Source organism: Natribacillus halophilus, assembly GCF_900100185.1.
GTDB classification, from domain to species: domain Bacteria; phylum Bacillota; class Bacilli; order Bacillales; family Marinococcaceae; genus Natribacillus; species Natribacillus halophilus.
The window spans coordinates 1-25,651 of the sequence record NZ_FNEN01000020.1 but is presented as its reverse complement, the minus strand read 5'-3'; the positions used below and the strand labels follow the sequence as shown (position 1 = coordinate 25,651).

Below are 25,651 nucleotides of genomic sequence, written 5' to 3'. Positions count from 1 at the left end.
TATGTGACATGGCAAAATTAACTGAAAAACAACGCAGATTCGCGGATGAGTACATTCGTCTGGGCGAGATAACACAAGCGGCTATCAATGCTGGATATAGCACGAAAACGGCGCATGCAACAGGTAACGAAAACCTAAAAAAACCAATAGTCAAAACCTATATTGATGAACGCTTGGAAAAATTAAGAAAAGAGTCCATCGCAGAACAGGACGAGATACTTCAGTACCTTACATCTGTTATGCGGGGGAACGTTAATGATGAACACCTCATGGTAACTGGTGATGATATGGGAACGATGGTTGAAAAGCACGAAAGGCGATCAGACACGATGGCGCGCACCAAAGCGGCTGAATTATTAGGCAAACGACACATGATGTGGACAGAGAAGCATCAAGTCGAGGATGTGACTCCTATTTTAGTTGAGGATGTGCCAGATGATGACAGTTAAAGAGCGCCCTCGCTGGTCGATACAAGATAAAATTGGGAAAGGGTACAATAGATTTTGGAATAATAAACAGTTTTTCCGCGTTGTAAAGGGTTCGAGAGGTAGCAAGAAATCTAAGAATGCAGCTATTAATTTTATCCATCGGATCATGAAATATCCGTGGGCGAACCTCCTGGTTATCCGCAGATATTCCAATACAAACAAACAATCCACATATACCGATTTAAAGTGGGCGGCTTCCCGGTTAGGGTATAGCCACCTTTTTAAATTTAACGAAAGTATGCCAGAGATAACCTATATTCCAACTGGCCAGAAGATATTGTTCCGCGGACTTGATGATGAGCTAAAGATCACATCAATCACCGTGGATGTCGGCATCCTCTCTTGGCTTTGGGTGGAGGAAGCGTACCAAATAGAAACGCCCGATAAATTCAGAACAGTTGTTGAGTCCATTCGCGGCAGTCACGAAAGTCCAGACTTTTTTAAACAGATCACACTAACATTCAATCCGTGGTCGGAGCGACACTGGCTCAAAGCAATGTTTTTCGACGAGGAAACGCGCGAAAAAGATACATTCGCCACCACCACAACTTACCATCTGAACGAATGGCTTGATGACGTGGACAGGGAGCGTTACGAGGATTTATACCGCACCAACCCTCGCCGCGCTAGAATCGTTTGTGATGGCGACTGGGGCGTTGCTGAAGGGCTTGTCTTTGAGAACTTCGAGGTGCGCGACTTTGACATCCAAGAGACGATCAAGCGGGTGCAAGAGACAACACACGGGCAAGACTACGGATTCACGAATGATCCCACAACGATTGTGAGTAGTGCGGTCGATCTTCCCAACAAAGAAATATGGATTTACGACGAGCATTACGAAACAGGCATGATCACTGATGATATATACAGTATGATCGAATCAAAAGGGCTTCTGAAAGCGAGCATTACGGCTGACAACTCAGACCCCCGAACGATTGAAGAACTCCGCAGAAAAGGCGTGAGGCGCATTCACAAGGCCATAAAGAAAGCAGACAGTATTCGGCACGGTATTCAGTGGCTGCAAGGATTTAAAATATATATTCATCCGTCTTGCGTGCATACAGCGGAGGAGTTTAATACGTATGTGTTTGATCAGGACAAGGAAGGCAACTGGCTGAATCAACCCGTTGATGAAAACAACCATATCATCGACGCATTACGTTACTCTCAGGAACGTTATCACTTGAACAGAAATAAAGATACCACAAAAACGCATGAAGCGTTCAAAAGCCTCGGCCTATAAGGAGGTGCGACATGGCAACGATCACGAAACACAAGGGGCGGCGGTTCCCGAAAAGCGCGAACGACCACTACCGCTATGAGAGCGCGGAATCCCTGCTCGAAAATATGAGAGATTTACAAGACATGATACAGCACCACATGGCTTATCAGCGCCCCAGGTTGGACGAGTTAGACGACTATTACCTCGGCGACAACACGATGATACTCAATGATCGTGAGCGCCACCAAGCGGAGGATCACAAGGCAGATTACCGCGCTACGCATAACTATGCAAAGTACGTGAGCCAATTTATTGTGGGCTATCTTGCTGGCAACCCCATTACGATCCAACATGAGGACGAGCGCACGCAGGAAGCGATCACGGAAGTCAACCATATCAATGATGTAGACGCGGTCAATAGCGAGCTGGTGCTCGACCTATCAATTTACGGACGGGCTTATGAGCTTCTTTACAGGAGTAGCAGAGACGAAAACAAATTCGCGTTGTCGTCACCTCTACAAACGTTTGTAATCTACGATGACACGGTGGAGCAGCTGCCCATCGCGGCGGTGCGGTATCACAAAAATGAGATGCTTCAAAACGATCCGATGAAGGTTGATGTGTATACTGACTCGGAAATCATACGCTATCAAAGTGAATCTAATGCGGTTATCGCTCTCTATGAAGTGGAGCGGGAGCCGCATTTTTTCGGCGGGATACCGATCAATGAGTACGAAAACAACAGGTTTCGGCAGGGCGACTATGAAAACGTGCTCAACCTCATTGACCTGTACGACGCGGCGCAATCCGACACGGCAAACTATATGAGCGATTTGAACGATGCCATGTTGCTTATTAAAGGTAATCTGGATATGAGCAACGAGGATACAGCGGAGATGAAAAAATCCAACATCCTGTTTCTGAGAACGGAGCCGGACGCTGATGGGCGCGAGAGCAGCGCGGATGCCAACTATATCTATAAAGAATACGATGTTCAGGGATCAGAAGCATATAAGACACGATTGCTCGAAGATATACACAAGTTTACCAACACACCCAATATGCAGGATGAAAGCTTCGGGGGGACTCAAAGTGGAGAATCAATGAAGTATAAGCTGTTCGGATTGGAACAAGTGAGAGCCATCAAGGAGCGTTTATTTAAGCGTTCGTTGACGAATAGATACAGACTGCTATCAAACATCATGAACGTGTCTAGCGAGCTGTCAGGCGGCAATATGGATGCGCTAACGATACAATTCACGCCTAACCTGCCACGATCCATGAAAGATGAGGTCGAAGTGTTTAGCAACCTCGGCGGTCAGCTTTCGGAGGAAACCATGTTATCCCTGCTCTCGTTTGTGGAAGAACCACAAGAGGAAATCGAGCGTCTAAACGCTGAACGAACAGGGCAGATGAACCCTAACCGCGATTACATTGGCAACCAGCAAGGCGGGGAAGAAGGCGAAGAAGATGGCAACCAGTCGTAATTACTGGGCTCGTCGTGAGCGTGATCAGTCAGAGATGGAGCGCGAGAGAGATGATGAGATCGTAGCGATCATTTCTGCTCATTACGGGGAAGCCGCAGACGAAGCCGACAAGGAAATCACGCGCATCTATCAGCGATACGCAGGGCAGGAAGGAATGAGCCTTGCTGACGCTCAGAAGCAGGTGCAGAGCACCGACATACGCGATCTCGAGGAAAAGGCAGAACGATATGTACAAAGCCGTGACTTCTCCCCTCAAGCCAACTCCGAAATGCGGAAGTACAATGCGAGGATGAGAGCGTCAAGGCTGGAACTCATGCAGATGTACGCTGACTTGGAAGTTTCTCGGGCGAATGGATTGAGCGAGATTGAGGTGGAAGAACGACTTGAAGAGATTGCGAGGTCGGAGGTTAGGCGGCAGTCGGGTATCTTAGGCGAGACAGTCAGGCTCACATCAGATCAGATGGAAGATATCGTGCGCTACCGTTTTCACGGGGAATACTTTTCGGATCGGATTTGGCAAAACAAAGACATTATGATTGACAACTTGAATAGGAATTTGCGGCGGGATATTACAAGAGGGATAGGGCCTGTCGAGATGGCGCGGAATATGCGTAATGAGATTGGCGGGTCGGTGTATAATACGGAGCGGATAATGAGAACCGAGAGCGGGAGAGTTCAAATAAATGCACAGCATCACTCCTACGGACAAGCAGGAATAACTCATTACGATATAGTAAGCGAACTGGATGCTTGTGATGAGTGCGCCGCCCATGATGGAGAAGTTTATGAGGTTAGAAACATGCAAATTGGGTACAATGCACCAGTTTTTCACCCGAATTGCCGTTGTAGCACTGCTCCAATAGTCCCGGATTAGAAAGGTGGTTTTCTGATGTGGTACGCAAAAGAGAAAGAAACATCACACAACGCTTCCATATAACTTTCTATTACGACAGAGGGGAAAAACGTGGCAGGAAATGGAATACGGTAACAACATACAATGCTTTGAAAAATGATCTTGAAGGGATATGCGATCAATACAAAAGGATAGATGGTTATATCGTAACGGATAACTTCGGCAATCCAGTTATGATGAAGAATCCAGTTAGATTTATAGATACATGTAAGGGTTTATGGATGATCATTACAGATAAGGTGGGGAGGAAATGGACAAGCAAGAAAAGCAGTTAAAGCGCATTGCTGACAGCCTTGAAGAATTGGTTAAACTGGAAAAAGATAAGCGTAGAGCCACTAAAAGCATTGCTAAAGAAGCCAGTGAAAGCATTGGGAAGCAAACAAAAGAAAGCGCAGGTCTAGCCGCAACGGAGCTGGAAACAATGGAGAATGTGAGGTGATCCATTATCTTGATGGTAATAAACTTTGCCCGCCCATAACCATGCTGGCGGCGTTAAACTGCATGCCAATAATCGTACAAGGACAACAAAGCGGGCTGAATGGCGTGCTTATTTTGTGTTTGTGGGATAAGGAGAGGTATAACGATGAAAAAACGAGTAAACGAATACAAAAAACCAATGAAAATGGACTTGCAATTCTTCGCGGAAAACGACCCGCCGCCGAGCGATCCGCCTAGTGATCCTCCGGCTGATCCACCCGCCGATCCTCCGGCAGACCCTCCGAAGAAGTTGGAGCTAACGGATGAAGAATTGCAAAAGAAGATTGAAAGTGAATCTGACCGCAAGCTACACAGCGCATTGGAAAAAGAACGCGATAAGATGCGCGAGGAAATGAAGAAAGAACTTGAAGAACAGAAGGCTGAAGCTGAACGTCTTGCTAAATTAAGCGCAAAAGAACGCGAGGAAGCCGAGTTTAAGAAGCGACAAGATGCTCTTGACAAACGAGAACAGGAACTTGCGCAGAAGGAACTTAAAGCGCAAGCGGTCACTGAATTGAACGAGAAGGAACTACCTTCTTCATTTGTTGACTTCCTTCTTGATGAAGATGGCGAAAAGACGTTTAAGAACATCGGCAATTTCAAGAATACGTTCGATGAAGCTGTCAATGAAGCTGTTAAAGAACGTTTGCGGCAGACTACGCCTAGTCACACGGGTGGCGCTCCCGGCGAAAAGAATCCATTTATGAAAGACACATGGAACCTCACTGAGCAGGGGCGTTTATACAACGAAAACCCCGAGAAATATCAGCAATTGAAAGCACAAGCAAGCAATTAGAAAGGGAATGATATGAAATGCCAGAAATTACCAGACTCGAAGACGTTATACAGCCGGAGCTGTTCACTCCATACACGATCCAACGGACGATGGAGTTATCGGAATTGGTGCAGAGCGGCATCGTCACCAACGACGCTCAATTTGACTCTCTCGTAAGCGGACCGAACACTTTAATCAACATGCCATTCTGGAATGATCTTGACGGCGGAGAATCGCAAGTCATGCAGGATGAAGGCGACATGAGCGTGAACAAGATCACATCCAGCGATGACGTAGCGCGGAAACAAGCGCGGGTGAATGCGTGGGGCGCAAACGGTCTGTCTGCATTACTAAGCGGTGACGATCCCATGAATGCAATCAGCCAGCTTGTAGCCAATTACTGGACACGAGATATGCAGAAAAACTTGCTCGCTGGACTTAGCGGCGTGTTCAAGAGCAACTCTATGTCAGCTAAGGTACACGACGTTACAGACCGCGATGCGGATGCAGGTACTATAAACATGAAAACGTTCTTGGATGCCACGCAGCTAATGGGCGACGCGAAAGAAGCGCTCACAGGTGTGATGATGCACTCTGCTGTGGAAACGGAGTTACGTAAACAAGACTTGATCGAATACCTTCCACAGTCGGAACAAGGCTTGCCAATCCCTTATTTCAATGGGAAGCGGGTGATCGTTGATGACGCTATGGAGTATGATACGGAGACAGGACAAGCCAGCATTTACATCTTCGGACAGGGCGCTATTGCATTGGGCAACGGATCTCACCCACGGATCGTTCCGACGGAGGTAGACAGAAACAAACGGTCGTATTCCGGTGAGGAAGTATTGATCAACCGTAGAATCTTCCTTCTACATCCGCGCGGCATTAAGTGGAATGAAGGAAATGTGTCTGCGGAGTTTCCAACAAACAACGAAATCGACTCCGGCTCTCGATGGACGCGAGTTTTTGAGCCTAAAGCGATCCGCGTTGTGAAGTTTCGTTTTAACACGGCTGAGCAGTCAGCAAACGGCGGAGATGACGGGGGAGAAGGTTAATAACCCTTCGCAAAGGGGTGAGTAATTATCGACGTTAAGGAAAAAGTAAAGACGCTCATTGGCGCAGAGGACGATCTGCAAGGTGGCCAATTAGAGGTGATTATCGAGAACATCGAGAGTCACCTTATTTATTTGCTCGAGAAAGACAACGTGCCGGAAAGATTGAAATATATCGTCGTGGAGATTGCTGTGCGCCGATATAATCGTCTTGGCAGTGAGGGCATGCAGTCAGATAGCGTAGAGGGTCACTCTATCACGTTCTATGACTTGGAAAAGGATTTCGAGCCGTATCAGGCGATCATCGACAAGGAAACAAAGCGAGAAGGCATAGGGCGCGGGAAGGTGATGTTCTTTTGAGGTTCGGATCGCGACTAACATTCGTAAAACTTGAAGGGGGCGGCTACGATCCCGGAAAAGGTGAATATGTTGATCCCGAGGAAGTCCGAGAAACCGTACCATGCCATCTTTCCCCCATGAGCACTGATCGAACGAATGAGGTTTTTGGCAGCATTGAGCAGAACATCACCATAGCGCGTATGCAAAACCGATACAGTGGCGATTACGACCGCGTAGAAATTGATGAGAAGCCGTTTTCGGTGCAAAGGCGCATTGATCATCGCGGGCGCTCTGTATTTTATCTGGAGGGGGCGTGAGCATGGCGCGTATGCGATTAAACGGTATGCAGGAACTTACACGCGGATTGGATCAGAGAGCGCGAGGAGCTAATCGCGATGTGCAGAACATCATAAGAAAACACGGGGCTTCAATGAATCGGCGAATGGCTAAGAACGCTCCGGTAGATACAGGGAACCTGCGACGATCTATCCAGCTTAATTTAACAAATAATGGTTTTACGGCAACAGTAAGACCAAATGCCAATTATGCCAGTTATGTAGAGTATGGGACTAGGTATATTTACCCATCCCCCTATGTGAGGCCCGCCTTCTACGCAGAGCAAGAGCTAGTCATACAAGCGTTCAGGAATATGATGAGGTGATGCCTTGACGACGGAATTACATTCACCAAAACAGCAAATCTATGATGCGGTGTTCGCTGCATCGTTATCGCTTGGTTACGATACCTACGATTACCTGCCCGCCGATGGCACATCATACCCGTTCGTGTTCGTCGGCGAGCAAATTAACCAGGATCGTCAGACCAAGCGTTTTTTATATGGCGAAGTCGAACAGACCGTGCACGTTTACGCCATACAGCGCAACGCCGAACAACCAAACGGCACAAATCGAAATGAGTTTACAGGTATGATTGACCGCCTGCAAACAGAGCTGAGAAAGATCAAGAAAACGGACAATTTTAACGTTAGAAAGCTTAGCATGAACGATATGACGATGATCGACACAAGCACGTCAACAACGCTTCTACACGGCGTTATTGAGGTGCGTTTTTTATTTCATTAACCGAGGTCAACTATGTACAACTTGACACCTGTCGGCGGGTCTTTTGTCGGCACGATAGAAAACAATCACGCAATAACAGGAGGTTCTAAAATGCCGGAGACATTAGAAATGGTAAACGGTAGAGATAAAATTTTGCTTTTTCGTCTGCAAGAAAATCAAGACGAGGAAGCGGCGAAACTTGTGTTTCAGACTGAACACACATTTTCATACGAACGAGACATTGAGCGCATCATCACGAAAGACGGAACGATCATCAGTGTCGGTGAGCTTGAGAGCAACGTCGAGATTACAGCAATCCAAGCCAAAGATGATCCAGTAGCTGAAATGCTACGAGATTCTGTTATCGGCGGTAAACGCCTTGAAGTGTGGGAACTAACTGTGGATGAGGACGCGCAGGACGACGACGGCAAGTACCCCGCCATTTACGCGCAGGGTTATCTTGAATCATGGGAAGATGTTGCGGGCGCGGAGGACGAGCCCGAGGTCACAGGCACATTAAACATCGAGCTTGAACCGCAATTTGACTATGCTGATCTCACGGAAGATCAAGAGCAAGCAGTCCAATACGCATTTAGGAATACCACGCCGAATGGCGGCGATGGGGGAGAGTCCTAGCCCCGAATCCATTGAGGTGCAACCTTCGTCTTTGGATATGGTAGTAGGGGCAACACAGGATTTATCAGTAACGCTGCATTATGATGATGACACCAGCGAGGATGTCACAGACAGTGCCACAATTGAATCTGAAAACAATTCCGTCGCTTCCGCAGATGGCAATACAGTTGAAGCTAACAACGAAGGGGAAACGGAAATCACTGTTTCCTATGAAGGGCAGTCAGAAACCGTATCAGCCAACGTCGAACCAGACAACGGAGACGGAGGCGGCGACAACTAATAGAGAGGGTAGCCCCCTCTCTTTATTATTTTAGCGCTAGAATAATAAATACATGATAAAGGATGATTAATTTGGATATTGAAATCAACGGCAAGGGGTACACACTCAATTTTGGCATGGCATTTATTCGCAAAATGGACGACCGCCACTTCGTAGACAAGAACGGCGTGCAGTTTGGAGTGGGTGTGACAATCGCGGCGGTACAATTGCAGGATATGAACCCCACCATCTTACAAGACATCGTTGAGTGCGGCTTGCATGACATTAAAAAGGATAAACCATCCAGCGCTGACATTGAGGCGGCAATCATCGGCATGGTAGAGGAAAAAGGGTTGGAGAAAACGTGTAACGATTTTTTGGGAACGTTAGAGAAGCAACCACTATTGGCCGACAAACTGAAGAACTTCAAGAAGGAAGCGAAGAAGGCACAGGCGCAGGAGAGCGCGTAACGTTCGAGGAAATATACATCAATTGCGTGCGCTATTTTGACATGAGCGACGCGGAGATCGACCACCTGACGCTAAAAAACTACGGCTGGCGTATGAAGGCCATACAGCTTAAACGCGCCGATATTGAGCGTGATTTGCACCTACAATCGTGGCTTAACCAGCAAGCGAAGGCCACGAAAGAAACGGGGCAAGGTAAAAACAAGAAAAGTAAGCCTGTATTTAAGAACTTCCAAGAATTTTATGATCATGAAAAGCGCGTCAAACAAATTGAAGGCAAAAAGACAGCGAAAGATGAGAAAAAAGCACGTATGGCAGAAGCCGCCAAGCGTGTAAACCAAGGAGCCTAACGGCTTCTTTTTTTAATAAGCAAGGGGGGGGTGAGAAAGATTGCACAAAGCTATTCTGTAGACGCTGTGCTGAATGCGGAAAATACGGGCATGGTTAGAGCTTTTGAAGGAGCGGCACAAGCCTCTCGCGACCTTGATCGGGCGTTGAATAGCGTGGACGGGTCAGGCATCAATGATGCAGCTAGACAAATGGAGATTGCAGGCCAGAACATTGAGCAGGTTGGCAGGCAAGGGCAGCGAGTGGGAAGTACGCTTACAAAGGCAGTCACCGCACCAATTTTAGGTGTGGGCGCGGCGGCGGTGAAGACTGGCGGAGACTTTGAACAAAGTATGAGCCAAGTCGAAGCTATATCCGGTGCGTCTGCGAGTGAAATGCAGACGTTAGAAGGCGCGGCTCGCGACATGGGTTCAACGACTATGTTTTCAGCCACGGAGGCATCAGAAGGTCTTTCCTATATGGCCCTTGCTGGCTGGGAAGTTGACGACATGGTTTCTGGCTTGCCGGGCGTTCTCGATCTTGCTGCAGCAGGTTCTCTCGGGTTAGGAGAGGCCAGCGATATCGTTACTGACAATATGTCGGCATTTTCGATTGAAGCAGAAAACGCGGGTGATGTGGCCGATGTATTAGCCTATGCCCAATCCAACGCAAACACAAGCGTTGACCAATTAGGCGAAGCATTCACACGCGCCGCGCCTGCCGCCGCATCCATGGGCATAGACCTCGAAGAAACAACCGCCGTATTAAGCATGTTTGCTGACCAAGGTTTAAAAGGCTCCCGTGCAGGCACAGTATTTGATGCTGTTCTCCGCGATATGACCGCCGCCGCCGAGGACGGAGCGATACAAATCGGCGAAACGTCAGTCGCCGTTTATGACGCAGAAGGAAACATGCGAAGCATGACAGACATCATGGCGGATGTGGAAGCAGCGACGGAAGGCATGAGCGAGGAACAACGGAACGCGGCGTTATCGTCTGTCTGGCAACAACAAGGTATACGCGGCGTGAACATGCTCTTGAATCAGGGCGTGGATGAACTCGCAGACTTTGATGAAGCGCTACGAAATGCCGATGGCGCAGCCGCCGCTACAGCGTCAACGATGCAGGACAATCTGTGGGGCGCGCTCACAATCCTTGGCTCTGCTTTACAGGAGTTGGCGATACAGATATATGAGATGATAGAACCAGCTTTGCGCGCTATTGTAGCAGGCGTAACGGCGGTTGTCGTGTGGATGCAGAACATTCCCGGGCCTGTTAAAGCGGTCATTGGCGTATTTGCTGCATTGTTAGCAGTTATTGGCCCGCTTATTTTTATGGTAAGCACCGTCGTTACGTATTATGGTCTGTTTCTGCAAGCGAAAGCGGCCCTTATAGCATCAGGGACAAAATTTTCAGCTGTCCTTTTAAAAGTTATGGCTGCATTTAAGTTGCTCATGGGACCTATTGGATGGATTATAGGCGGCCTAATCGCCGTCGGGACAGCGCTTGTTACTCTATATACGCAAAATGAGACATTTAGAAATTTTGTCCAAGGTGCATGGGAAGCTATAGCCGATTTTGTAACGACCGCCGTGTCGCAGATCATCGACTTTTTCGCCAATCTTGGCGAGCATCTATCAAACTTGTGGAATGCTTTCAGTGAGCTTATAGAACCAGCTGTAGAAGTCGCGGCGGCTTTTGGGAGCATGATCATTGAAGGTTTAGTCGAGTTTGTGAGTAATTTGGCAGATTGGTTTGGCAATCTAGTCGATGCTATTAGTTCTTTCGTCGAACCTGCCGCAGAAGCAGTTTCATCCTTTGGAAGTATGATCGTAGAAGGGCTTGTCGAGTTTGTGCAAGGTTTGGCCGAGTGGTTCGAGGATTTGGGCGGTAGCCTTAGTATGCTTATCGGCCCGCTTACAACGGCGGCCGCACTTTTATTGGGATTGACTGGCCCTGTCGGTATGGTTATAAGTGTTTTGGTTATGTTGGTCACTCAAACAGATATTGTCACCGACATGATAAAAGTATTCAAAGGCGAGATGGAGTTTAGCGAAGCCATCGACAATATGGTAGAGATGGTTGTCCAGTTTATTGACAATCTCGCTGAAATGGCAACGGAAGCGATTGAAGCCGGAACAGAAATCATACTCAATCTTATACAAGGTGTATCTGAAAACTTGCCTGGGTGGATAGAAACGGCGACGGAAGTTATCACGACGTTTATCGAACAATTGGCCGAAATCTTACCTCAAATCATGGAAACAGGCGTTGAAATGCTGACCAATCTTATCGACGGTGTTGTATCGGCATTACCCGGCTTAATCGAAGCGGCAACAGGCATCATAGATACGCTCGTTCAAGGCATATCAGAGCTATTGCCTCAGTTACTCGAAGCGGGCGTTGAAGCACTCACATCGCTTTTAGAAGGAATTGTGTCTGCTTTACCGCAATTGATCGAAGCGGGTACGCAAATCATAGATACGCTTGTCGAAGCGATCACTACGCTACTTCCGATGATCATCGAAGCTGGCCTTGGATTAGTCATGGCGCTTTTGGACGGCATCCTTCAAAATTTACCGCAATTATTACAGGCGGGTATGGAAGCTGTGACGACGCTCGTTGACGCGATCATCGAAAATATTCCTGTGCTTTTAGAGGCGGCACTAGAGATTGTGATGGCGCTTCTTGAAGGTATCATTGACGTATTGCCTGTATTACTTGATGCAGGCCTGCAAATTGTGACTGAGGTTGTAACTGCGATAGTCGAAGCGCTGCCGTTGTTGCTAGATGCGGCGCTAGAAGTTGTGATGGCGCTAGTCGATGGAATTATAGAAAATTTACCGATGTTGCTAGACGCTGGCCTTGAAATTATTACGTCTTTAGTCGAAGCATTGATTGAAAATATACCGCTTATTTTGGATGCGGCGATTGAGTTAGTCCTTGGTTTGGTAGACGGAATTATCGAGAATATCCCTATGATCATAGAGGCAGCCATAGAATTGGTACTTGGCCTTGTAGACGGGTTGGTTGGCGCAATCCCTAACCTTATAGAAGCGGCGCTTGAATTAGTGCTCGGATTGGTGGATGGACTTGTCAGCGCTATCCCAGAATTAATCACGGCGGCGCTTGATCTTGTTCTCGGGCTTGTTGAAGGTTTGATTGGCGCTATCCCGGAATTAATCACGGCGGCGCTTGAATTGGTACTTGGCCTTGTAGATGGACTCATAAGCGCCATACCGGAAATTATCACCGCGGCAGTCGAACTTGTGATCGGATTAGTCGAAGGGCTCATTTCTGCCATACCGCAAATCATCGAGGCGGCAATTGAGCTTGTGATGGAGCTTATTGATGCTCTGATAACGCATATACCTGAGATTATAGATGCAGGGATTGAGTTAATCGAAGGGTTGAGCGAGGGGTTAATGGACGCTGAACAAGAGATCATTGATGCCGGATGGGATCTCATTGAATCGCTAGGAGAAGCGATAGCCGAAAAAATAGAAGACATTATAGATAAAGGAAAAGAAATTGTTGACGGTCTGTGGGAAGGGATCAAAAGCATGGGCGGCGAGCTTCTGAGCAACGTCGAAGGTTTTGTTAGCGATAATATCCTTGACCCCATCACTGATTTTTTCAGCATCAGTTCACCCTCCCGCGTCATGATGGGCGTTGGCGAGGACACGATTGGCGGCTTTGTTTCCGGCATGGATAACACAGAAGGAGAAGCGACCGGAAGCGTCGAGGATATTTCTTCTTCTGTGATGGAGATAGCAGACGGTATGGTATCATCCTTTACTGACACATTCGGAGATGTTTCTTCAACCGTCTCAAACAACATGAGCGACGCTGTAAGCGCAGCATCAGATTCCGTCAGCGAAATATCATCATCCGTGGCGAGTGCTTTTTCGGACGTTATGGGCGATGTTTCCGGGGCGATGAGCGACGTTGCGTCAACTGTGTCTAGCGGTTTTTCTGACGCTGTTAGCTCGACAGCTGGCGCAACTTCGGACGTTGTTTCTTCTGTTAGTAGTAGCTTTTCGAGTGTCGTTAGCGATGTTTCTAGCAGCATGTCCGACGTGTTTAGTAGCGTCAGTAGTAGCTTTTCGGATGTCGTAAGTACAACGTCAAGCGCAATGTCTGATGCAGTCAGCACAGTATCCAGCAACTTTTCCAGCATCCTGTCTAATGCTGCTTCGTCGGGAAGTAGTCTTGTTTCATCAATCGGAAGCACCTTTTCAAGCTTTGTGTCCAGCGTGAGCAGCGGCATGAGCAATGCCGTATCAACCGTCAGCAGTATGATGAGCAACATGGTGAGCACGGTGAGTGGATTTGTAAGCAACATGGCGAGCGTCGGCAGGAACATTGCCAGCGCTGTAGGTCGAGGCATAAGAAATGGGGCGAGTAGCGCTATAAGTGCAGCAAGTAGCATGGCTAGAAGGGCTTTGGACAGCGCCAAGAGCGCGCTTGGCATAAGCTCCCCCTCACGCGAATTTATGGACATCGGTGATTTTGTTGCGATAGGTCTAGCGGATGGCGTTGATAATTCTGCTCAAAAAGCTGCTGTCGCTACGGCTAATATGGCAGAAGGTATGCAGCGATCTTTTGATCCGCAGTTGTCCGCCCCCGGCATAGATGTAGCAGGTCAGATTAACGACATTAACCGCCAAGCGCAGCGGCAAATGAACAATAACGTTAGAAGTGAATTGCAAGTCAATAGACAGCCGATTGAGTTACACATCCACAATGAAGGCGATGCCGAATGGATACGCTCTTACGTAAACAGTGAGAATGCGTTGTCCGACGCTACAAGAGTATTCAGCAGTTAGGAGGTGTAGCGTATTGGATGTTGAAATCGAAAAGAAGAACGGTGAAAAAATACTACTATCAGAAGCAGGGGCCATGGTTAAAGATTTTATAGTGTCATCGATCAGCCTAGACCCTAGCTATGAATCGCACCAAGGGAGGCACGGACGCTTAGACATGGGCGCTTATTATGAGGATCGGGATATCACAGTCCCGATCTTCTTTCATGCTTATGATCTTCTTCATTTTCCTTTGATGCGTGATAAGTTGTTTTCCATTTTAAATAGCAACGAGGCGTTTTATATCCGTGAATTACGCCGCCCGAAGAAAATGCAGTATGCGTTTATTGATGTAAATGAACGATCAAGGCAGAAGGAAGGAACAGATAACGTGTTTGTTGGCGGCAAACGTTACCTTGTACGTCCTGCTAGCAGTTTTGTATTTGAACAAGAAGAACTGCATGGATTTACGGAAGTGGAGTTTGAGACAACGGAACTGCCCTTCGCTGAATCGATTGGAACTTCTTTAGAATTAGAATCCGACGGATCGTTACAGCCCGAGATATGGGGCCACGGTATGGGGCTATCGTTTGAACATGATTCACAAAAATATACACATGAGGTTTCAGACGGTCAAACATTTCACATATACAACGCCAGCAATGTAGCGTTTCCTGTACCCTTCCACATTGACTTTAAAATAATCATTGAAAGCGTAAGCGGTGGCGTTGATGGGATCAGGGTTGTAAATGAAACGAACAACAGCCGGATCACTTTTAATGGCGAATTGAGCAGCAGCGACACGTTGACATACGACCGGGCGCAAGTCATGTTAAATAACTTAAATGCGCTTGGGGATGCGGATAAAGAATTTTTAACCCTTGCAACAGGATGGAATACTTTGCGAATGGAGCGCGCTTCATCGGCTCAAATAGCGGTTGATACGCGCTTTTATTATAAATAGATGGGAGGTGTTGGAAATGACTTCTTTACATTGCATAAGCCCCGATAATCAGCACTATATGATGGACGCCACAACAACGATCGAAGATGAAATTAATTCTGATGTTGTTCTTAGCGTTGATTTAACATCAAATGAAATCAACGAAAAATTTATCAACGAAATCAACGAAATGTGGCAGATAAGCGGTGTTGAAGGTCCCGGCGATAACACCATGTGGCGCATTAGTCACGTCACCTTTCAAGGGGTCGGCAATCGTAGCCGTATGAGCATAAACGCTCGGCATCAATTTTTGGACGACATGGACAATGATAGAATTTATGAACGCTACGATCAGCACATGACAGCAAACGCCTTTTTTGATCTTGTTTTTGAAGGTACAGGGTACACATTTAGCCTAATAGACAGCTTCACAGCACTTGAATGGGAAGGGTTAGGCGACGGTGAAACACGCCTTGAATCATTTCAGCGTGGCATTGACCGGTACGGTGCAGAATTTGAAATCATGGGCGAGCGTATTGATTTAAGGGAACGAATAGAGCGAAACCAACCCTACTTCTTGCACTGGCGACTAAACGCTTCAAACATCTCTAAAGAAACAGATGCAGGCGAATTTTGGACGTATGCGCGCGGTTATGGCGACTATGAGAATGAATCGGAAGATAGCATCGAGGATGTTGCTAACCTGCAACGTGAATACACCTCACCCCTTGCTGATGTTGTGGGAATTAGACACGCGCCGCCGATCAAAAACGGCAATATAACAACCGAAGAAACAATGGACGATGAGCTTGAAACCCTTGTAGAAGAAAGCGTGAAGGTTTCAGTGACCGCCGATTTTCAAAGGATTGAAGATTACCCCTACGCACAACCGCAAAACGGCGATATTGTGACGTTAGTGGATGATCGTATTAATTTTAGTTCTGAAATCCGCGTCGTGCAGGTGAATACGGAAAGAAACGCTAACGGCGAAGTGACAGGGCAAAATGTGACTTTTGGTGATCATGGATTATCTGAACGCCATAGAGCAAGTTTGTCCACGGCCGCGAATATGATTAGTGACTTGCAGGAAGGCAGAACAACATTGCCTTTTAGCTTTTTAGATGCGGCAACACGCCTAGCAACCAATTTGCTGTTATCCGCAAATACAGAACTAATATTCGATAACGGCATTATCGCTGTCAACCCTGACAACCCTAATGAGGTTGTTTTATTTAATTCGGCTGGTATTGGTATCAGTGATGATGGCGGTCAGACGTTTAGTAATGCGCTTACCGGGGCTGGTTTGGTCGCTGATGTGGTTACGGCGGGTACACTTCGAGGTATTAATATCACCGGGGTTACGATTACTGGTTCAGAGATATATCAAGAAAGCGGTAGCCGATCACTAGAGTTAGTGAATGGTTATTTATCAAGCTATGCCGATGGTGACTTAACAATGTCGTTCGGTCAGAGTGAGATAGATTTTTATAATAGCGTAAATGAGCATATAGGTTGGATGGGACCTGTGTTTGACCCATATCAAGAAGATAGCAGAGGTATAGGGTTGACAATTGAAGATGACTTTTTAAATATCGGTATGCGGGCGCAAGGGTTGATACGACCTGTATTACGGGCATCAAGGTTATCTAACGTCACATCCGTTGCTGGCCCGTTTAACGCTGCTTTGGAAGGATCAGAGTTACGTCTATATGGGAATAGACGTGTGGTGTCAGAGGATACCGATTTTGAGAACGATTTTTCAGGCAGAGATCAGCCCGTTATATTTTTACGACAAGGCGATACAACAAATGATATATTGCAGTATTTTGGTGGCGTGAACCGCAGAAATGATGCTACGTGGGAAGTCAGGTGGAATCATGATGATGAGGGTTCATGGACAACGCGCATAAGAGCGCATTCCGAAGGCGTTCATCTAGGTGGCACGACCACAGGTGCCAGTATGCAAGCGCAGGATTTTTTTACAGAATCATCGGAAACGATCAAGACAAACATTGACGAGTTTAGCGGAAGCGCGTTAGACGCGCTGAATGAACTGCATGTGAAACAATATAACCTCATTTCTGACGTTGAAGAAGGCAAAAACGTTAGGAAAACAGGGCTTATTGCAGAAGAGTCCGGGGCGTTTGCAACGGAAGATGATAAAGCAGTTAGAACAAACGAAATAACAATGTACAGCCTTAAGGCTATTCAAGAACTATCAGAAAAAGTTGATGACCTCGTAGAAGAAAATCGAACACTCAGAAACGAATTAGAACAGCTAAAAGGCGAGGTGTAAACATGAGCCGATTTGAAAAGATGCGGATCATGCCCGTAGACAGTCTATTTGACGAGAATTATTATGTGACGACGAACAGGAATTTTGAGCGATTTAATATGAATATTGATGCTATGCAGGTGGTTGAGGATATAGCCGATCAAGCAGGAGAAGATTCGGAGTATGCTAGAAACAAAGCCGATAATGTACAGTCACAGCTTGATCAGGCGGTAATTGATGGCGATTCTTCCGTTGAAGCGGCGCAGGCGAGGGTTGATTTGTACGGAAAGGATCATGATACGCTAAAAAGCAGATTGGACGTAGAACAGAAGCAGTTAGACGGAATATCAATAAATGCAAATTTTCACGGGGCAGTAAACGATGGTGAAACCGACAACACAGAAGTTGTAAATGAGTTATTAAACGACCTACACGATATAGGGGGAGGAACTTTATATTTCCCTACCGGTGAGTATTATTTTGAAAGCAATGTTATATTGGAAGAATATGAAAATGTTGTTATTAAAGGAGATGGTGAAAGCACGATCTTGAAAAACGGTCAAGGTATAGACCACCTTGAAACTGCTTTTTTTAATATAAGCGACTCCAAAAACATCACTATTGATAATTTGATGTTTGATTGCAACAACTTAACACCAACTCCCATAAGGTTTACAGATTCTAGCCACATTTATATAAGTCGTGTGAACCTTATCAATCCTAGTCGACACGAAGCATCTGTCGGGGAATTTAGAATTGCGCTGGTTTACGATTGTGAGTTTGTCAATATGGAAAATATAAAGTCAAATTACGGCATAGCTGGCGTTAATGGTGTCCACCATTTTTACGGTAACAGATTGTGGGCTGAAAGCACTCATGAGCTAGCGGATGAGATGATTGATTTTAATTCGGCTCAGTATGTCCATTTGAGTAATTCCTACGCTAAAGGTTTTGGCGAGATGTTTGACATGGGCGCGTCTTCATACGTTTCTGTTCGTGACTGTATAACCGAAAACTGTGATACGGCTATAAACGTCAAGGAAGAAACTGCCCGCGAAGGATTTTCACCAGCCGTTTTTGAAGTGAATATAACCAATATTAATATCATTGATTGCGTGCGAGGCATAAATTTCAATGGCGCGGCAGGCGAATATGGCGGTGATTTTTATAACTTTTATGTTGGAAATTGTTCGATACACCAACGAACGTCAGCAGATAATAACCCGATCAGGATGTTGACGTCAGGGATTGATGATCCTAGAAATATCACGATCGAAAATTGTATTTTGTATGGAAATGGGGAAGAGACAGGCATATATTACTCCGGTTCAGGTATCGCTGATCTAAATATCAGAAACAACAAAATAGAGAATTGCAGAATCGGTATATTTTTGGGGTATGATCAAGAACGACCGGGTGTTCAGATTGAAAACAACAAGATTGTCGACACATCGCAACAAGGTATCTACACCAACTTCAGAAGCGCGGGGTATATGGATTTGCATATTTTGAATAACCGACTGTTAAATTGCGGTAGTGAAGGTTATTCGGGATTGTATGTATATACCCCAACCGGAATTTCTAGGAATGCTATCGTGCAAAGAAATATTGTTGACTATGATGACGGAGAAGAAAAGCCTAACAACGCTATCGAATTTGTTCGTATAGATTATGTAATGGCGACAAATAACTATATACACGAAGATACAGGTATAAGTTATCGGAGTGCATCAACAAATTTAATACGGAATAACGCCAATAACACCATTGATGTAAATGATTTCGATGTAAACGCACCTAGATATGGAAGGATTTACAGATTCAATGAAATTGATTTCAATATTGGCGGCGGTGTTGTTACAGAAGGGATAATATCAGCGAATGTAGATACGTCATCAAATGAAATTGTTGTTTTATATGACGAGTTTCAAAACCATTCCTACGGTCAGTATCCTGTGATATTAACACAAGTGGAACAGCGATTCAATGACGCTCATGAATATACTGTTATTCCAGATACATTTTTAGAAAACGGAGAAATACGGTTGAAGGTTTATAAAAACGGCGAAGAAGCTGATTTATCCGACGCAACTAATAGACTTGGGTTGTATATTTATATTTCCATTTAGCTTGTGGAATTTAATCTCGTTACTATGGTATATTTAAAAGTATATTATAGTAACGGGGTGCAAAATGAAAGGTCTATTCATAATAATTTTGATGGGTTTAATGATTTTAGGAGCGTTGATCACAACAGAGTTCGGAGAGAATTTAACATTTTTAATCTATTTATTATATGTAAGTATGATACCTTTAATCATATTTATAATGAAAACAAAAAAGTTTCATATCAATAAAACTGTTCTACTGTTACTATACGGTTATATCATTTTAAGCGCCATAAGCGCTATGGTTAATGCAGATGTCACTCTAATCATCACATCGATGTTAATTATGTTGCTGTATTTATCTTTGGGTGTTGCGCTTCCATCGTGGATTAAAAATTATGATGGTTTAATATTAAAAATAACCGTTATCTCCCTGTCTGCTTTGGTATTCATCCCTTTATTGATTAATGGCATTGATGAGTCACCTTATCAGGGGATGTTTTATAATACCAATTCTTTTGGAGTAGTTGTTGCTACCTTATTCACCGCAATATTGGCGCTGTTCTTCAATGACTTGGAAAGACATTTTATGGGGGAGAAAATCAGCAGACTCCCAAAATCAAAATTCTTAATGTATACCGGATTGATTATAACATGCTTTATTTTTGTGACTTTGTCCGGAAGCAGAACCAGTTTCCTTACATGTGTCTTTTTATTGGTGTTAGGTAGCTCTTTGTTTGTTGTTTTTTTAATTAAAAGGAGAAAAATTGGATCGCTGATTATAAGAATACCCTTTTTATCATTTGTGGTATTTATATTAGGGTATCTCACTATAAATTTCACAAATTTTGGGTTGTACCTTGAAGAAAATATTTTAAGCAAATTTGCTAGTACATCTGGACGGGGGGATCTGTTCAACAACCGATCTGGAACTTGGGAAACAATTCTAACAGAATCTGGACTTTTCAACGAAAGCATTGATCAGTTATTTATCACTCCACATAATACGTTTCTTTCCATTTTAAGTACTAATGGATGGCTACCATTTATGTTTTTAGCGTTGTTTTTTGTGGTGTGCCTTTGCTACGCAATTTCTTACTTTTTCAAGTCTGGTCAATCGCATAGATACTTTCCGATTTTAGCAATAAGTAGCTTTATATTGCTGTCAATGGCAGAAATAATGCTCTACAAATCCAGTATGATAATGGCGTTTGCGGCGATAGGATTGGCGGTCAATAATCAAGTTGTTAAGCTCGAAAAGTAGGTAATTAGATCAAGGGGAGCCGTTAATAGGCTCTTTTTTATTTCGTAAAACGCCGAATAAGGCGTTATTTTTATACCATTGGTGGGATGGTGAGTATGAATGAAAAAGAACACCAAGAGGCTATTTCTGACATTAGACAGACTTTAGTCCGATTAGACACGAAACAGGAACACATCATCCAGCTACTTGAAGATAGCCGCGCACGCGCTGATGAAGCATACAGGAAAGCCAATAACGCGGAAAATACGTCTAAGGAAGCGCTAAGGATCAGCACCGAAGTGCAATCGAGGCAAGAAAATCAACAAGAAAGAGAAAACGAGAACAGGAAGTTTTACGTGAGAACAGGGGTGGCGGTTGTTGGTGTGGTGGTCACGATTGTGATTTTTCTCACGCCTATCATTGTTAGTTATTACACGCCATAAGGAGTGGGTGGAAATGGATAAAGGAACAATTGTAAGAACTATTGTTTTGGCTGTAGCATTGATTAATCAGATTTTAGTATCAACAGGATTAAACCCGATCCCCGGAACTGAGGAACAATGGGGCGAGATACTAACGGCTGCATTTACATTTGTTACTGGTGCGGTAGCGTGGTTTAAGAACAACTACATTACCGCGACTGGCAAAGAGCAAAAAGAAGTGCTGAAAGAACGCAATCTGACAAAAGCGAAGTGAGAGCAGGCGCAATAAGGCGTTTGTTTTTTTATTATTTAGAAGGAGTGATTATTGATGGTCAAAACAAGAAGCGACATCATCCCACGTTCAGCAAGCAACAGGCCTGGTACAAGTCAAACACCTACACGAGTGGTCGTACACGAGACAGCAAACACGGATTCCGGCGCAAATGCGGAGATGCACGCCCAATATATGAGAGGGTCACATGCACGCAATCGCTCTGTATCATGGCATTGGACGTGCGATGACAAAGAGTGCGTCCAGCATATACTCGAAGGTGAAAGGGCTTGGCACGCAGGAACAGAAGGCAACAGGAACAGCATAGGCGTTGAAATTTGCGTAAACAGCGACGGCAATTTTGCACAAGCGAAAGCCAATGCGCAAGCTTTGATTGCGGAAATACAGGGACGCAGAAGTAGCGTCACAAGCATTCTGTCTCACCACTATTTCACTGGAAAGAATTGCCCGGCAAATATCCGGCGAGAAGGGTTCCAGTCGTTCGTAAATGGTATCGGGTCGTCGGGCGGTTCATCCGGAGGGAGTAGCGGATCAGGCGCACCACTTTACGGAGATAACAATGAAACGTTTGCCAACTATCACAGCGAGTGGTGGGGTCGTGAGGACGAGACGGTCAAGACAATACAACGATTGTTGCAATTGGTCGATGAGCTTCCAAGCGGTTCGGCTGACAGCATATTTGGACAGCAAACACTGGACGCGGTACGGTCTTTTCAGGATAAACATGATATCAGCTATCACGGCGCTAATTTTTACGGTGTTCCGGGCCCTGCCACCCGCGATAAACTAGGTGCAGAAGCAGGAACAACTGCGGCAATACCGGGGGATATGGTGAGAATGAAAAGGAATTTTAACCTGAGAAGCCGCGCAAACTGGGCTGACGATGCTATCGCTGGAACTGTCAGCGAAGGAGAAGCGTTTACGGTTGTCCGGCGTGCGATCATGAGCCACACTGGCGATCTTTACGAGATTAAATCGGGCAATTATATCAGCGTCCTGCCTAGTCATGTTGAAGTCGTAGAATAGTGTGATATAATAAAAATGTAATACCCCATTAGCTTTTTTAAGGTAGTCGCGAATATCTTATCGTAAAAGCGAAAAACGACAGGGAGGCACGTTTCATGGGGTCTTGACAACTTGTGAGTAGGAATTGATCACTCTGAAACAGGTTGTTAAGAATGGCCTCCGGTACATATGATATAATATAACCGTTGTCTACTGATGGCAAGAGGGGAGCCTGTGGGGCTCCCTTACTTAAACAATTTCCTCAATCCTCGTCCTGTCGCCTTCCCCGCCACACGCCTGCCTATACGCTTGCCGACTTTGCCTTTATTTACTGCATTCACATCGCCGAGTATACGCGCTAACTGATACAGGAATCCGCGGGATTTGTTCATTTTTGGTTGCCTCCTTTTGGTAAATGCTTATTTTCCAGATATAATCTTCCGTTATAATAAGCGTCATCAGGTGTTTTAAATCCGTATTTAAAATACCTCTTACCTTTAACCGTTATCCACGCTTTGTACCGTAACTCATTTGACGACCGTGTATAGTATTTGGTCACGCCCCTAAATCCTGTTGTGCTGTCCTTGCGTGGTTCCTTGTCTTTAAATAACGGTTTAACAACACCGTCAACACGCTTATTATCGTACTGCTGTCTTAAATTTTCTTGCTCTTGATCGCCCTTTAAACAGCCACATGATTTTGTTTCGCCCGTGGTTAAATAAACGCCTTTTACTATCACTTGATTTCCGCAGTCGCAATCGCAGAGCCATGTTGTTCGGCCGTCAACTGCATCGGACTGTTTGACAACTTTTAATTTTCCGTAACGTTTGTTCGCCAAATCCAATCGCTTGCGGCTCATTTTAATAGACCAGCTTAAAATCATTGGGATCGATGTCGTCAAAACCGTTATCCTCGATAAACTTTTGCTCGTCAAATCCGATTACCTCAAGCGCTTCTTCAACTGTCAGGCTCCGGTTGGTCATAACCTCTCCTACAAAAATGTCTTCATAATAAACTTTTGCCATGTCATTTCCTCCCTTTCTTCTTTCGTAATCTTCCACATATTCACGGATTCCCTGTAAAACAACTTGGCTACGGGTTAGTCCATCGTCCTCAAGCGCCTTATCAAAACGGTCTAACAACCTGTGATCAATACGTGTCTGCATAGGGTGTGATGATGCCATGATTAAATTCCTCCTTTATATTAGATGCATACGGACTTCGGAGCCCAAAACTCAATGCTGGATTGTTCTTCCCCATTTACTACTGGTGTTGATTCGATGAGGTAAGCCTTTTTCGTTTCTTTCTTGATACGATTTTTGTTTTCGTGGATTTGAGTAAACATGCTTTTATGCCCAAACTTCTTGTCGATAAACCATTCAGCAAAGCCGATAACCTTGCAGCCTTTTTCGGCTTGCTTCGCTTTGTACATTGCCCATGATTTTTTCATGGCTCCGGCGATGTATTCGATTGCTTCTCCTCCAAATTTTGCAGCGGCGTTGCGGGCAAACTTCCAAGCGTTTCTCATGATTATTGTTTTTGTCATTTTAATGACCTCCCTGATCTGTTAATTTAATTATAAACCATAAGTAAACCAATGTCAATACAATTTGATAAAGTTTTTATAAAAAAAGGAGCCGAAGCCCCTTAGAAGATGTTCGCCAAGACTACTGCATCTTTTAATATGATTTCTCCCTCGTCACTGTCATCGTCTATTCCGCCTCCAACATCATCACTTGCTATGACGTAAGCGTGTGTTCCGATATAAGCATTTGTTGCTAGTTCGTTTTCTTCGCCTTTATTTGGTTTATAGTCTTTTTTAAAATGGTTTATTTCCCAAGCGCTGATGCCGTCCAACTTTTCCATTTCTTCGTATTCGTCGGTGCCGTACTCTGGAAAGTCTCTTTCGTCTTCGCGGTCTGGGTTGTGGCGGCTAACCTCTGTAATGATGTCGCCTTCGTTTCTGTCCATGTCCTCAAACCGGACACCCATGTGGTAGTAGTCATATTGGCTTTCTTTCTTTACTTTCATCACCATTTCGTACATTTCTTGTTTGGTCATTTTGTTTACCTCCCCTGATTTCTTACTTTAAGTATACACCGATCGGTTTACAATTGCAATACATAAATTGATCTTTTTTAAAGAAACCGCAAATCAGTAACAAAGTCCCAAACAAAAAAACACGAGCCGGAGCCCGTGTTCAAACGCCTTTGATATCCGCCACCACATCAAACTTCAAATAATGGATATCATCCTCGGTATCTATAATATGAAACTGCCTCTGATCCACATTCACAAATTCGCATGCGCCAACTATTTCATAAAAGTGTCCATCATCCCAATACGTGAATTCCAGCAACGAACCGTATTCCATCGCTTCATTAATTGTACGTTCGATTTCTTCCCATTTCTGCTCATCAAGAACGGGTTTCTCCACCTTTTTCATGTTATCCCGATGTTGTAACCACCGTTCCCTATGCTCGGGAAGTATCATTCGCATTGATTCCCAGCGCATATTGCTACCGGGTGTGAGCTTGTTTTCGTTCATGACCCATTCACCGCCGCGAAACGAATATCCGCATATTTTAGTATGTAAAACTCAGCGTCATTCTTGATCATGATTTCTTCATCTGCATCACTCAATTTGAACAGCGATCCTTTTATTTCCGTGATACTGCCATCTTCATAAAAACCAATGGTCAACGTAAGTTTTTCGTCCATCCCTTTCATTAATGTGTTCTTAGTCCATTTCCATGGAAGATGACCGTACGGCAGATGTTCATTCATAAAGATAACCCCCTAAAGAATATGTGTTCCTGTTCATTATATACGAACATATATTTCTATGCAAGGGGTTATAAAAATTGGGGCAGACATGGGGCAGAATATTTTCCTTACGGCCCCAAAAGTGATATAGTGTGTCTAGATGATCGCATAGAAGGTGCATATCATCAGGGTTTTACATAAATGCTCAGATGCCTTCACACCGCCTGATACAGCCTCCTAAGCTGTAGGTCAGGGGTTCGATTCCCTTCTAGGGCGCCACTTATAG

General features: G+C 45.0%; 30 protein-coding genes. 23 read left to right on the top strand and 7 right to left on the bottom strand.

The features are described from left to right. Window positions 1–8 precede the first annotated feature (8 nt). From BLS58_RS15075 to BLS58_RS14960, 23 genes are all read left to right on the top strand, one after another. Entirely contained in the window at window positions 9–449 is a 441-nt protein-coding gene (locus BLS58_RS15075) for a terminase small subunit (protein WP_090399673.1), read from the top strand. Continuing rightward, the gene (locus BLS58_RS15070) at window positions 436–1,731 is read left to right on the top strand and encodes a PBSX family phage terminase large subunit (protein ID WP_425433699.1); all 1,296 of its coding nucleotides are present in this window, start codon (window positions 436–438) and stop codon (window positions 1,729–1,731) included. The genes BLS58_RS15075 and BLS58_RS15070 overlap by 14 nt, the downstream gene beginning before the upstream one ends. Window positions 1,732–1,742: 11 nt before the next feature. Next, window positions 1,743–3,197, top strand: a complete 1,455-nt coding sequence (locus tag BLS58_RS15065) for a phage portal protein (RefSeq protein ID WP_090399671.1) — start codon at window positions 1,743–1,745, stop codon at window positions 3,195–3,197. Continuing rightward, a complete protein-coding gene (locus BLS58_RS15060) occupies window positions 3,181–4,071 on the top strand; it encodes a minor capsid protein (RefSeq protein ID WP_090399669.1) in 891 nt (296 codons plus the stop codon). The genes BLS58_RS15065 and BLS58_RS15060 overlap by 17 nt, the downstream gene beginning before the upstream one ends. A gap of 289 nt (window positions 4,072–4,360) precedes the next feature. After that, the gene (locus BLS58_RS15050) at window positions 4,361–4,549 is read left to right on the top strand and encodes a hypothetical protein (protein WP_090399665.1); all 189 of its coding nucleotides are present in this window, start codon (window positions 4,361–4,363) and stop codon (window positions 4,547–4,549) included. Between the two features lie 144 nt (window positions 4,550–4,693). Beyond that, a complete protein-coding gene (locus BLS58_RS15045) occupies window positions 4,694–5,383 on the top strand; it encodes a DUF4355 domain-containing protein (RefSeq protein ID WP_143018933.1) in 690 nt (229 codons plus the stop codon). Between the two features lie 17 nt (window positions 5,384–5,400). Next, the gene (locus BLS58_RS15040; RefSeq protein ID WP_090399662.1) at window positions 5,401–6,420 is read left to right on the top strand and encodes a major capsid protein; all 1,020 of its coding nucleotides are present in this window, start codon (window positions 5,401–5,403) and stop codon (window positions 6,418–6,420) included. A 24-nt stretch (window positions 6,421–6,444) separates the two neighbouring features. Next, window positions 6,445–6,777 carry a phage head-tail connector protein gene (locus BLS58_RS15035; RefSeq protein WP_342705803.1) on the top strand — a complete coding sequence of 111 codons (333 nt, stop codon included), beginning with the start codon at window positions 6,445–6,447 and terminating at the stop codon, window positions 6,775–6,777. Beyond that, window positions 6,774–7,073, top strand: a complete 300-nt coding sequence (locus BLS58_RS15030; RefSeq protein ID WP_090399658.1) for a hypothetical protein — start codon at window positions 6,774–6,776, stop codon at window positions 7,071–7,073. Before BLS58_RS15035 ends, BLS58_RS15030 begins: the two co-directional genes overlap by 4 nt. Window positions 7,074–7,075: 2 nt before the next feature. Beyond that, complete coding sequence (locus BLS58_RS18440; protein ID WP_090399657.1) at window positions 7,076–7,417, top strand: HK97-gp10 family putative phage morphogenesis protein; 342 nt, start codon at window positions 7,076–7,078, stop codon at window positions 7,415–7,417. Window positions 7,418–7,421: 4 nt separating this feature from the next. After that, window positions 7,422–7,838 carry a hypothetical protein gene (locus tag BLS58_RS15020; protein WP_090399655.1) on the top strand — a complete coding sequence of 139 codons (417 nt, stop codon included), beginning with the start codon at window positions 7,422–7,424 and terminating at the stop codon, window positions 7,836–7,838. A gap of 90 nt (window positions 7,839–7,928) precedes the next feature. Further along, window positions 7,929–8,453 (top strand): phage major tail protein, TP901-1 family, encoded by a 525-nt coding sequence (locus BLS58_RS15015; protein ID WP_090399653.1) that lies wholly within the window; start codon window positions 7,929–7,931, stop codon window positions 8,451–8,453. After that, the gene (locus BLS58_RS15010) at window positions 8,365–8,733 is read left to right on the top strand and encodes an Ig-like domain-containing protein (protein WP_090399652.1); all 369 of its coding nucleotides are present in this window, start codon (window positions 8,365–8,367) and stop codon (window positions 8,731–8,733) included. The genes BLS58_RS15015 and BLS58_RS15010 overlap by 89 nt, the downstream gene beginning before the upstream one ends. Window positions 8,734–8,804: 71 nt before the next feature. Then, a complete protein-coding gene (locus tag BLS58_RS15005; protein ID WP_218126253.1) occupies window positions 8,805–9,182 on the top strand; it encodes a tail assembly chaperone in 378 nt (125 codons plus the stop codon). Window positions 9,183–9,208: 26 nt separating this feature from the next. Beyond that, a complete protein-coding gene (locus BLS58_RS15000; RefSeq protein ID WP_090399648.1) occupies window positions 9,209–9,529 on the top strand; it encodes a hypothetical protein in 321 nt (106 codons plus the stop codon). 30 nt (window positions 9,530–9,559) lie between these two features. Then, window positions 9,560–14,335: a phage tail tape measure protein gene (locus tag BLS58_RS14995; protein ID WP_090399647.1), complete on the top strand. Its 4,776-nt coding sequence runs from the start codon at window positions 9,560–9,562 to the stop codon at window positions 14,333–14,335. 13 nt (window positions 14,336–14,348) lie between these two features. Then, window positions 14,349–15,275 (top strand): phage tail domain-containing protein, encoded by a 927-nt coding sequence (locus BLS58_RS14990; protein WP_176764787.1) that lies wholly within the window; start codon window positions 14,349–14,351, stop codon window positions 15,273–15,275. A gap of 16 nt (window positions 15,276–15,291) precedes the next feature. Continuing rightward, window positions 15,292–17,550: a phage tail spike protein gene (locus tag BLS58_RS14985; protein ID WP_090399643.1), complete on the top strand. Its 2,259-nt coding sequence runs from the start codon at window positions 15,292–15,294 to the stop codon at window positions 17,548–17,550. Between the two features lie 2 nt (window positions 17,551–17,552). Continuing rightward, window positions 17,553–19,658, top strand: coding sequence for a glycosyl hydrolase family 28-related protein (locus tag BLS58_RS14980; protein ID WP_090399641.1), 2,106 nt, complete (start codon window positions 17,553–17,555; stop codon window positions 19,656–19,658). Window positions 19,659–19,722: 64 nt separating this feature from the next. Further along, on the top strand, window positions 19,723–20,901 hold the full coding sequence (locus BLS58_RS14975) for an O-antigen ligase family protein (RefSeq protein ID WP_090399639.1): 1,179 nt from the start codon (window positions 19,723–19,725) through the stop codon (window positions 20,899–20,901). 95 nt (window positions 20,902–20,996) lie between these two features. Then, on the top strand, window positions 20,997–21,323 hold the full coding sequence (locus BLS58_RS14970) for a hypothetical protein (RefSeq protein WP_090399637.1): 327 nt from the start codon (window positions 20,997–20,999) through the stop codon (window positions 21,321–21,323). 13 nt (window positions 21,324–21,336) lie between these two features. Further along, window positions 21,337–21,576, top strand: a complete 240-nt coding sequence (locus BLS58_RS14965; protein WP_090399635.1) for a phage holin — start codon at window positions 21,337–21,339, stop codon at window positions 21,574–21,576. 54 nt (window positions 21,577–21,630) lie between these two features. Further along, entirely contained in the window at window positions 21,631–22,620 is a 990-nt protein-coding gene (locus BLS58_RS14960) for a peptidoglycan recognition protein family protein (protein ID WP_090399633.1), read from the top strand. 224 nt (window positions 22,621–22,844) lie between these two features. On the opposite strand, the gene BLS58_RS17670 is transcribed toward BLS58_RS14960, so the two are convergent. The 7 genes from BLS58_RS17670 to BLS58_RS14930 form a co-directional block, all read right to left on the bottom strand. Continuing rightward, complete coding sequence (locus tag BLS58_RS17670; protein ID WP_176764785.1) at window positions 22,845–22,991, bottom strand: hypothetical protein; 147 nt, start codon at window positions 22,989–22,991, stop codon at window positions 22,845–22,847. Further along, entirely contained in the window at window positions 22,988–23,500 is a 513-nt protein-coding gene (locus BLS58_RS14955) for a hypothetical protein (protein ID WP_143018931.1), read from the bottom strand. Before BLS58_RS14955 ends, BLS58_RS17670 begins: the two co-directional genes overlap by 4 nt. Further along, window positions 23,460–23,783 carry a hypothetical protein gene (locus tag BLS58_RS14950; protein ID WP_090399630.1) on the bottom strand — a complete coding sequence of 108 codons (324 nt, stop codon included), beginning with the start codon at window positions 23,781–23,783 and terminating at the stop codon, window positions 23,460–23,462. The genes BLS58_RS14955 and BLS58_RS14950 overlap by 41 nt, the downstream gene beginning before the upstream one ends. A gap of 20 nt (window positions 23,784–23,803) precedes the next feature. After that, window positions 23,804–24,145 (bottom strand): hypothetical protein, encoded by a 342-nt coding sequence (locus tag BLS58_RS14945; RefSeq protein ID WP_090399628.1) that lies wholly within the window; start codon window positions 24,143–24,145, stop codon window positions 23,804–23,806. A 101-nt stretch (window positions 24,146–24,246) separates the two neighbouring features. After that, window positions 24,247–24,660 carry a hypothetical protein gene (locus BLS58_RS14940; RefSeq protein WP_090399626.1) on the bottom strand — a complete coding sequence of 138 codons (414 nt, stop codon included), beginning with the start codon at window positions 24,658–24,660 and terminating at the stop codon, window positions 24,247–24,249. A 139-nt stretch (window positions 24,661–24,799) separates the two neighbouring features. After that, window positions 24,800–25,147, bottom strand: coding sequence for a YolD-like family protein (locus BLS58_RS14935; RefSeq protein ID WP_090399624.1), 348 nt, complete (start codon window positions 25,145–25,147; stop codon window positions 24,800–24,802). Then, a complete protein-coding gene (locus tag BLS58_RS14930; RefSeq protein ID WP_090399623.1) occupies window positions 25,144–25,386 on the bottom strand; it encodes a hypothetical protein in 243 nt (80 codons plus the stop codon). Before BLS58_RS14930 ends, BLS58_RS14935 begins: the two co-directional genes overlap by 4 nt. Window positions 25,387–25,651: the final 265 nt, after the last annotated feature.

What these genes read in the sequence shown, in the direction of transcription:
- BLS58_RS14970 (WP_090399637.1), top strand. Translation starts at nt 20,997, where the DNA reads ATGAATGAAAAAGAACACCAAGAGGCTATTTCTGACATTAGACAGACT.
- BLS58_RS15010 (WP_090399652.1), top strand. Translation starts at nt 8,365, where the DNA reads ATGCTGATCTCACGGAAGATCAAGAGCAAGCAGTCCAATACGCATTTA.
- BLS58_RS14945 (WP_090399628.1), bottom strand. Translation starts at nt 24,145, where the DNA reads ATGACAAAAACAATAATCATGAGAAACGCTTGGAAGTTTGCCCGCAAC.
- BLS58_RS15040 (WP_090399662.1), top strand. Translation starts at nt 5,401, where the DNA reads ATGCCAGAAATTACCAGACTCGAAGACGTTATACAGCCGGAGCTGTTC.
- BLS58_RS15015 (WP_090399653.1), top strand. Translation starts at nt 7,929, where the DNA reads ATGCCGGAGACATTAGAAATGGTAAACGGTAGAGATAAAATTTTGCTT.
- BLS58_RS15065 (WP_090399671.1), top strand. Translation starts at nt 1,743, where the DNA reads ATGGCAACGATCACGAAACACAAGGGGCGGCGGTTCCCGAAAAGCGCG.
- BLS58_RS15060 (WP_090399669.1), top strand. Translation starts at nt 3,181, where the DNA reads ATGGCAACCAGTCGTAATTACTGGGCTCGTCGTGAGCGTGATCAGTCA.
- BLS58_RS14985 (WP_090399643.1), top strand. Translation starts at nt 15,292, where the DNA reads ATGACTTCTTTACATTGCATAAGCCCCGATAATCAGCACTATATGATG.
- BLS58_RS17670 (WP_176764785.1), bottom strand. Translation starts at nt 22,991, where the DNA reads ATGAACAAATCCCGCGGATTCCTGTATCAGTTAGCGCGTATACTCGGC.
- BLS58_RS14965 (WP_090399635.1), top strand. Translation starts at nt 21,337, where the DNA reads ATGGATAAAGGAACAATTGTAAGAACTATTGTTTTGGCTGTAGCATTG.
- BLS58_RS14940 (WP_090399626.1), bottom strand. Translation starts at nt 24,660, where the DNA reads ATGACCAAACAAGAAATGTACGAAATGGTGATGAAAGTAAAGAAAGAA.
- BLS58_RS15070 (WP_425433699.1), top strand. Translation starts at nt 436, where the DNA reads ATGATGACAGTTAAAGAGCGCCCTCGCTGGTCGATACAAGATAAAATT.
- BLS58_RS14950 (WP_090399630.1), bottom strand. Translation starts at nt 23,783, where the DNA reads ATGGCATCATCACACCCTATGCAGACACGTATTGATCACAGGTTGTTA.
- BLS58_RS14935 (WP_090399624.1), bottom strand. Translation starts at nt 25,147, where the DNA reads ATGAACGAAAACAAGCTCACACCCGGTAGCAATATGCGCTGGGAATCA.
- BLS58_RS14960 (WP_090399633.1), top strand. Translation starts at nt 21,631, where the DNA reads ATGGTCAAAACAAGAAGCGACATCATCCCACGTTCAGCAAGCAACAGG.
- BLS58_RS15045 (WP_143018933.1), top strand. Translation starts at nt 4,694, where the DNA reads ATGAAAAAACGAGTAAACGAATACAAAAAACCAATGAAAATGGACTTG.
- BLS58_RS18440 (WP_090399657.1), top strand. Translation starts at nt 7,076, where the DNA reads ATGGCGCGTATGCGATTAAACGGTATGCAGGAACTTACACGCGGATTG.
- BLS58_RS15050 (WP_090399665.1), top strand. Translation starts at nt 4,361, where the DNA reads ATGGACAAGCAAGAAAAGCAGTTAAAGCGCATTGCTGACAGCCTTGAA.
- BLS58_RS14980 (WP_090399641.1), top strand. Translation starts at nt 17,553, where the DNA reads ATGAGCCGATTTGAAAAGATGCGGATCATGCCCGTAGACAGTCTATTT.
- BLS58_RS15075 (WP_090399673.1), top strand. Translation starts at nt 9, where the DNA reads ATGGCAAAATTAACTGAAAAACAACGCAGATTCGCGGATGAGTACATT.
- BLS58_RS14930 (WP_090399623.1), bottom strand. Translation starts at nt 25,386, where the DNA reads ATGAATGAACATCTGCCGTACGGTCATCTTCCATGGAAATGGACTAAG.
- BLS58_RS14975 (WP_090399639.1), top strand. Translation starts at nt 19,723, where the DNA reads ATGAAAGGTCTATTCATAATAATTTTGATGGGTTTAATGATTTTAGGA.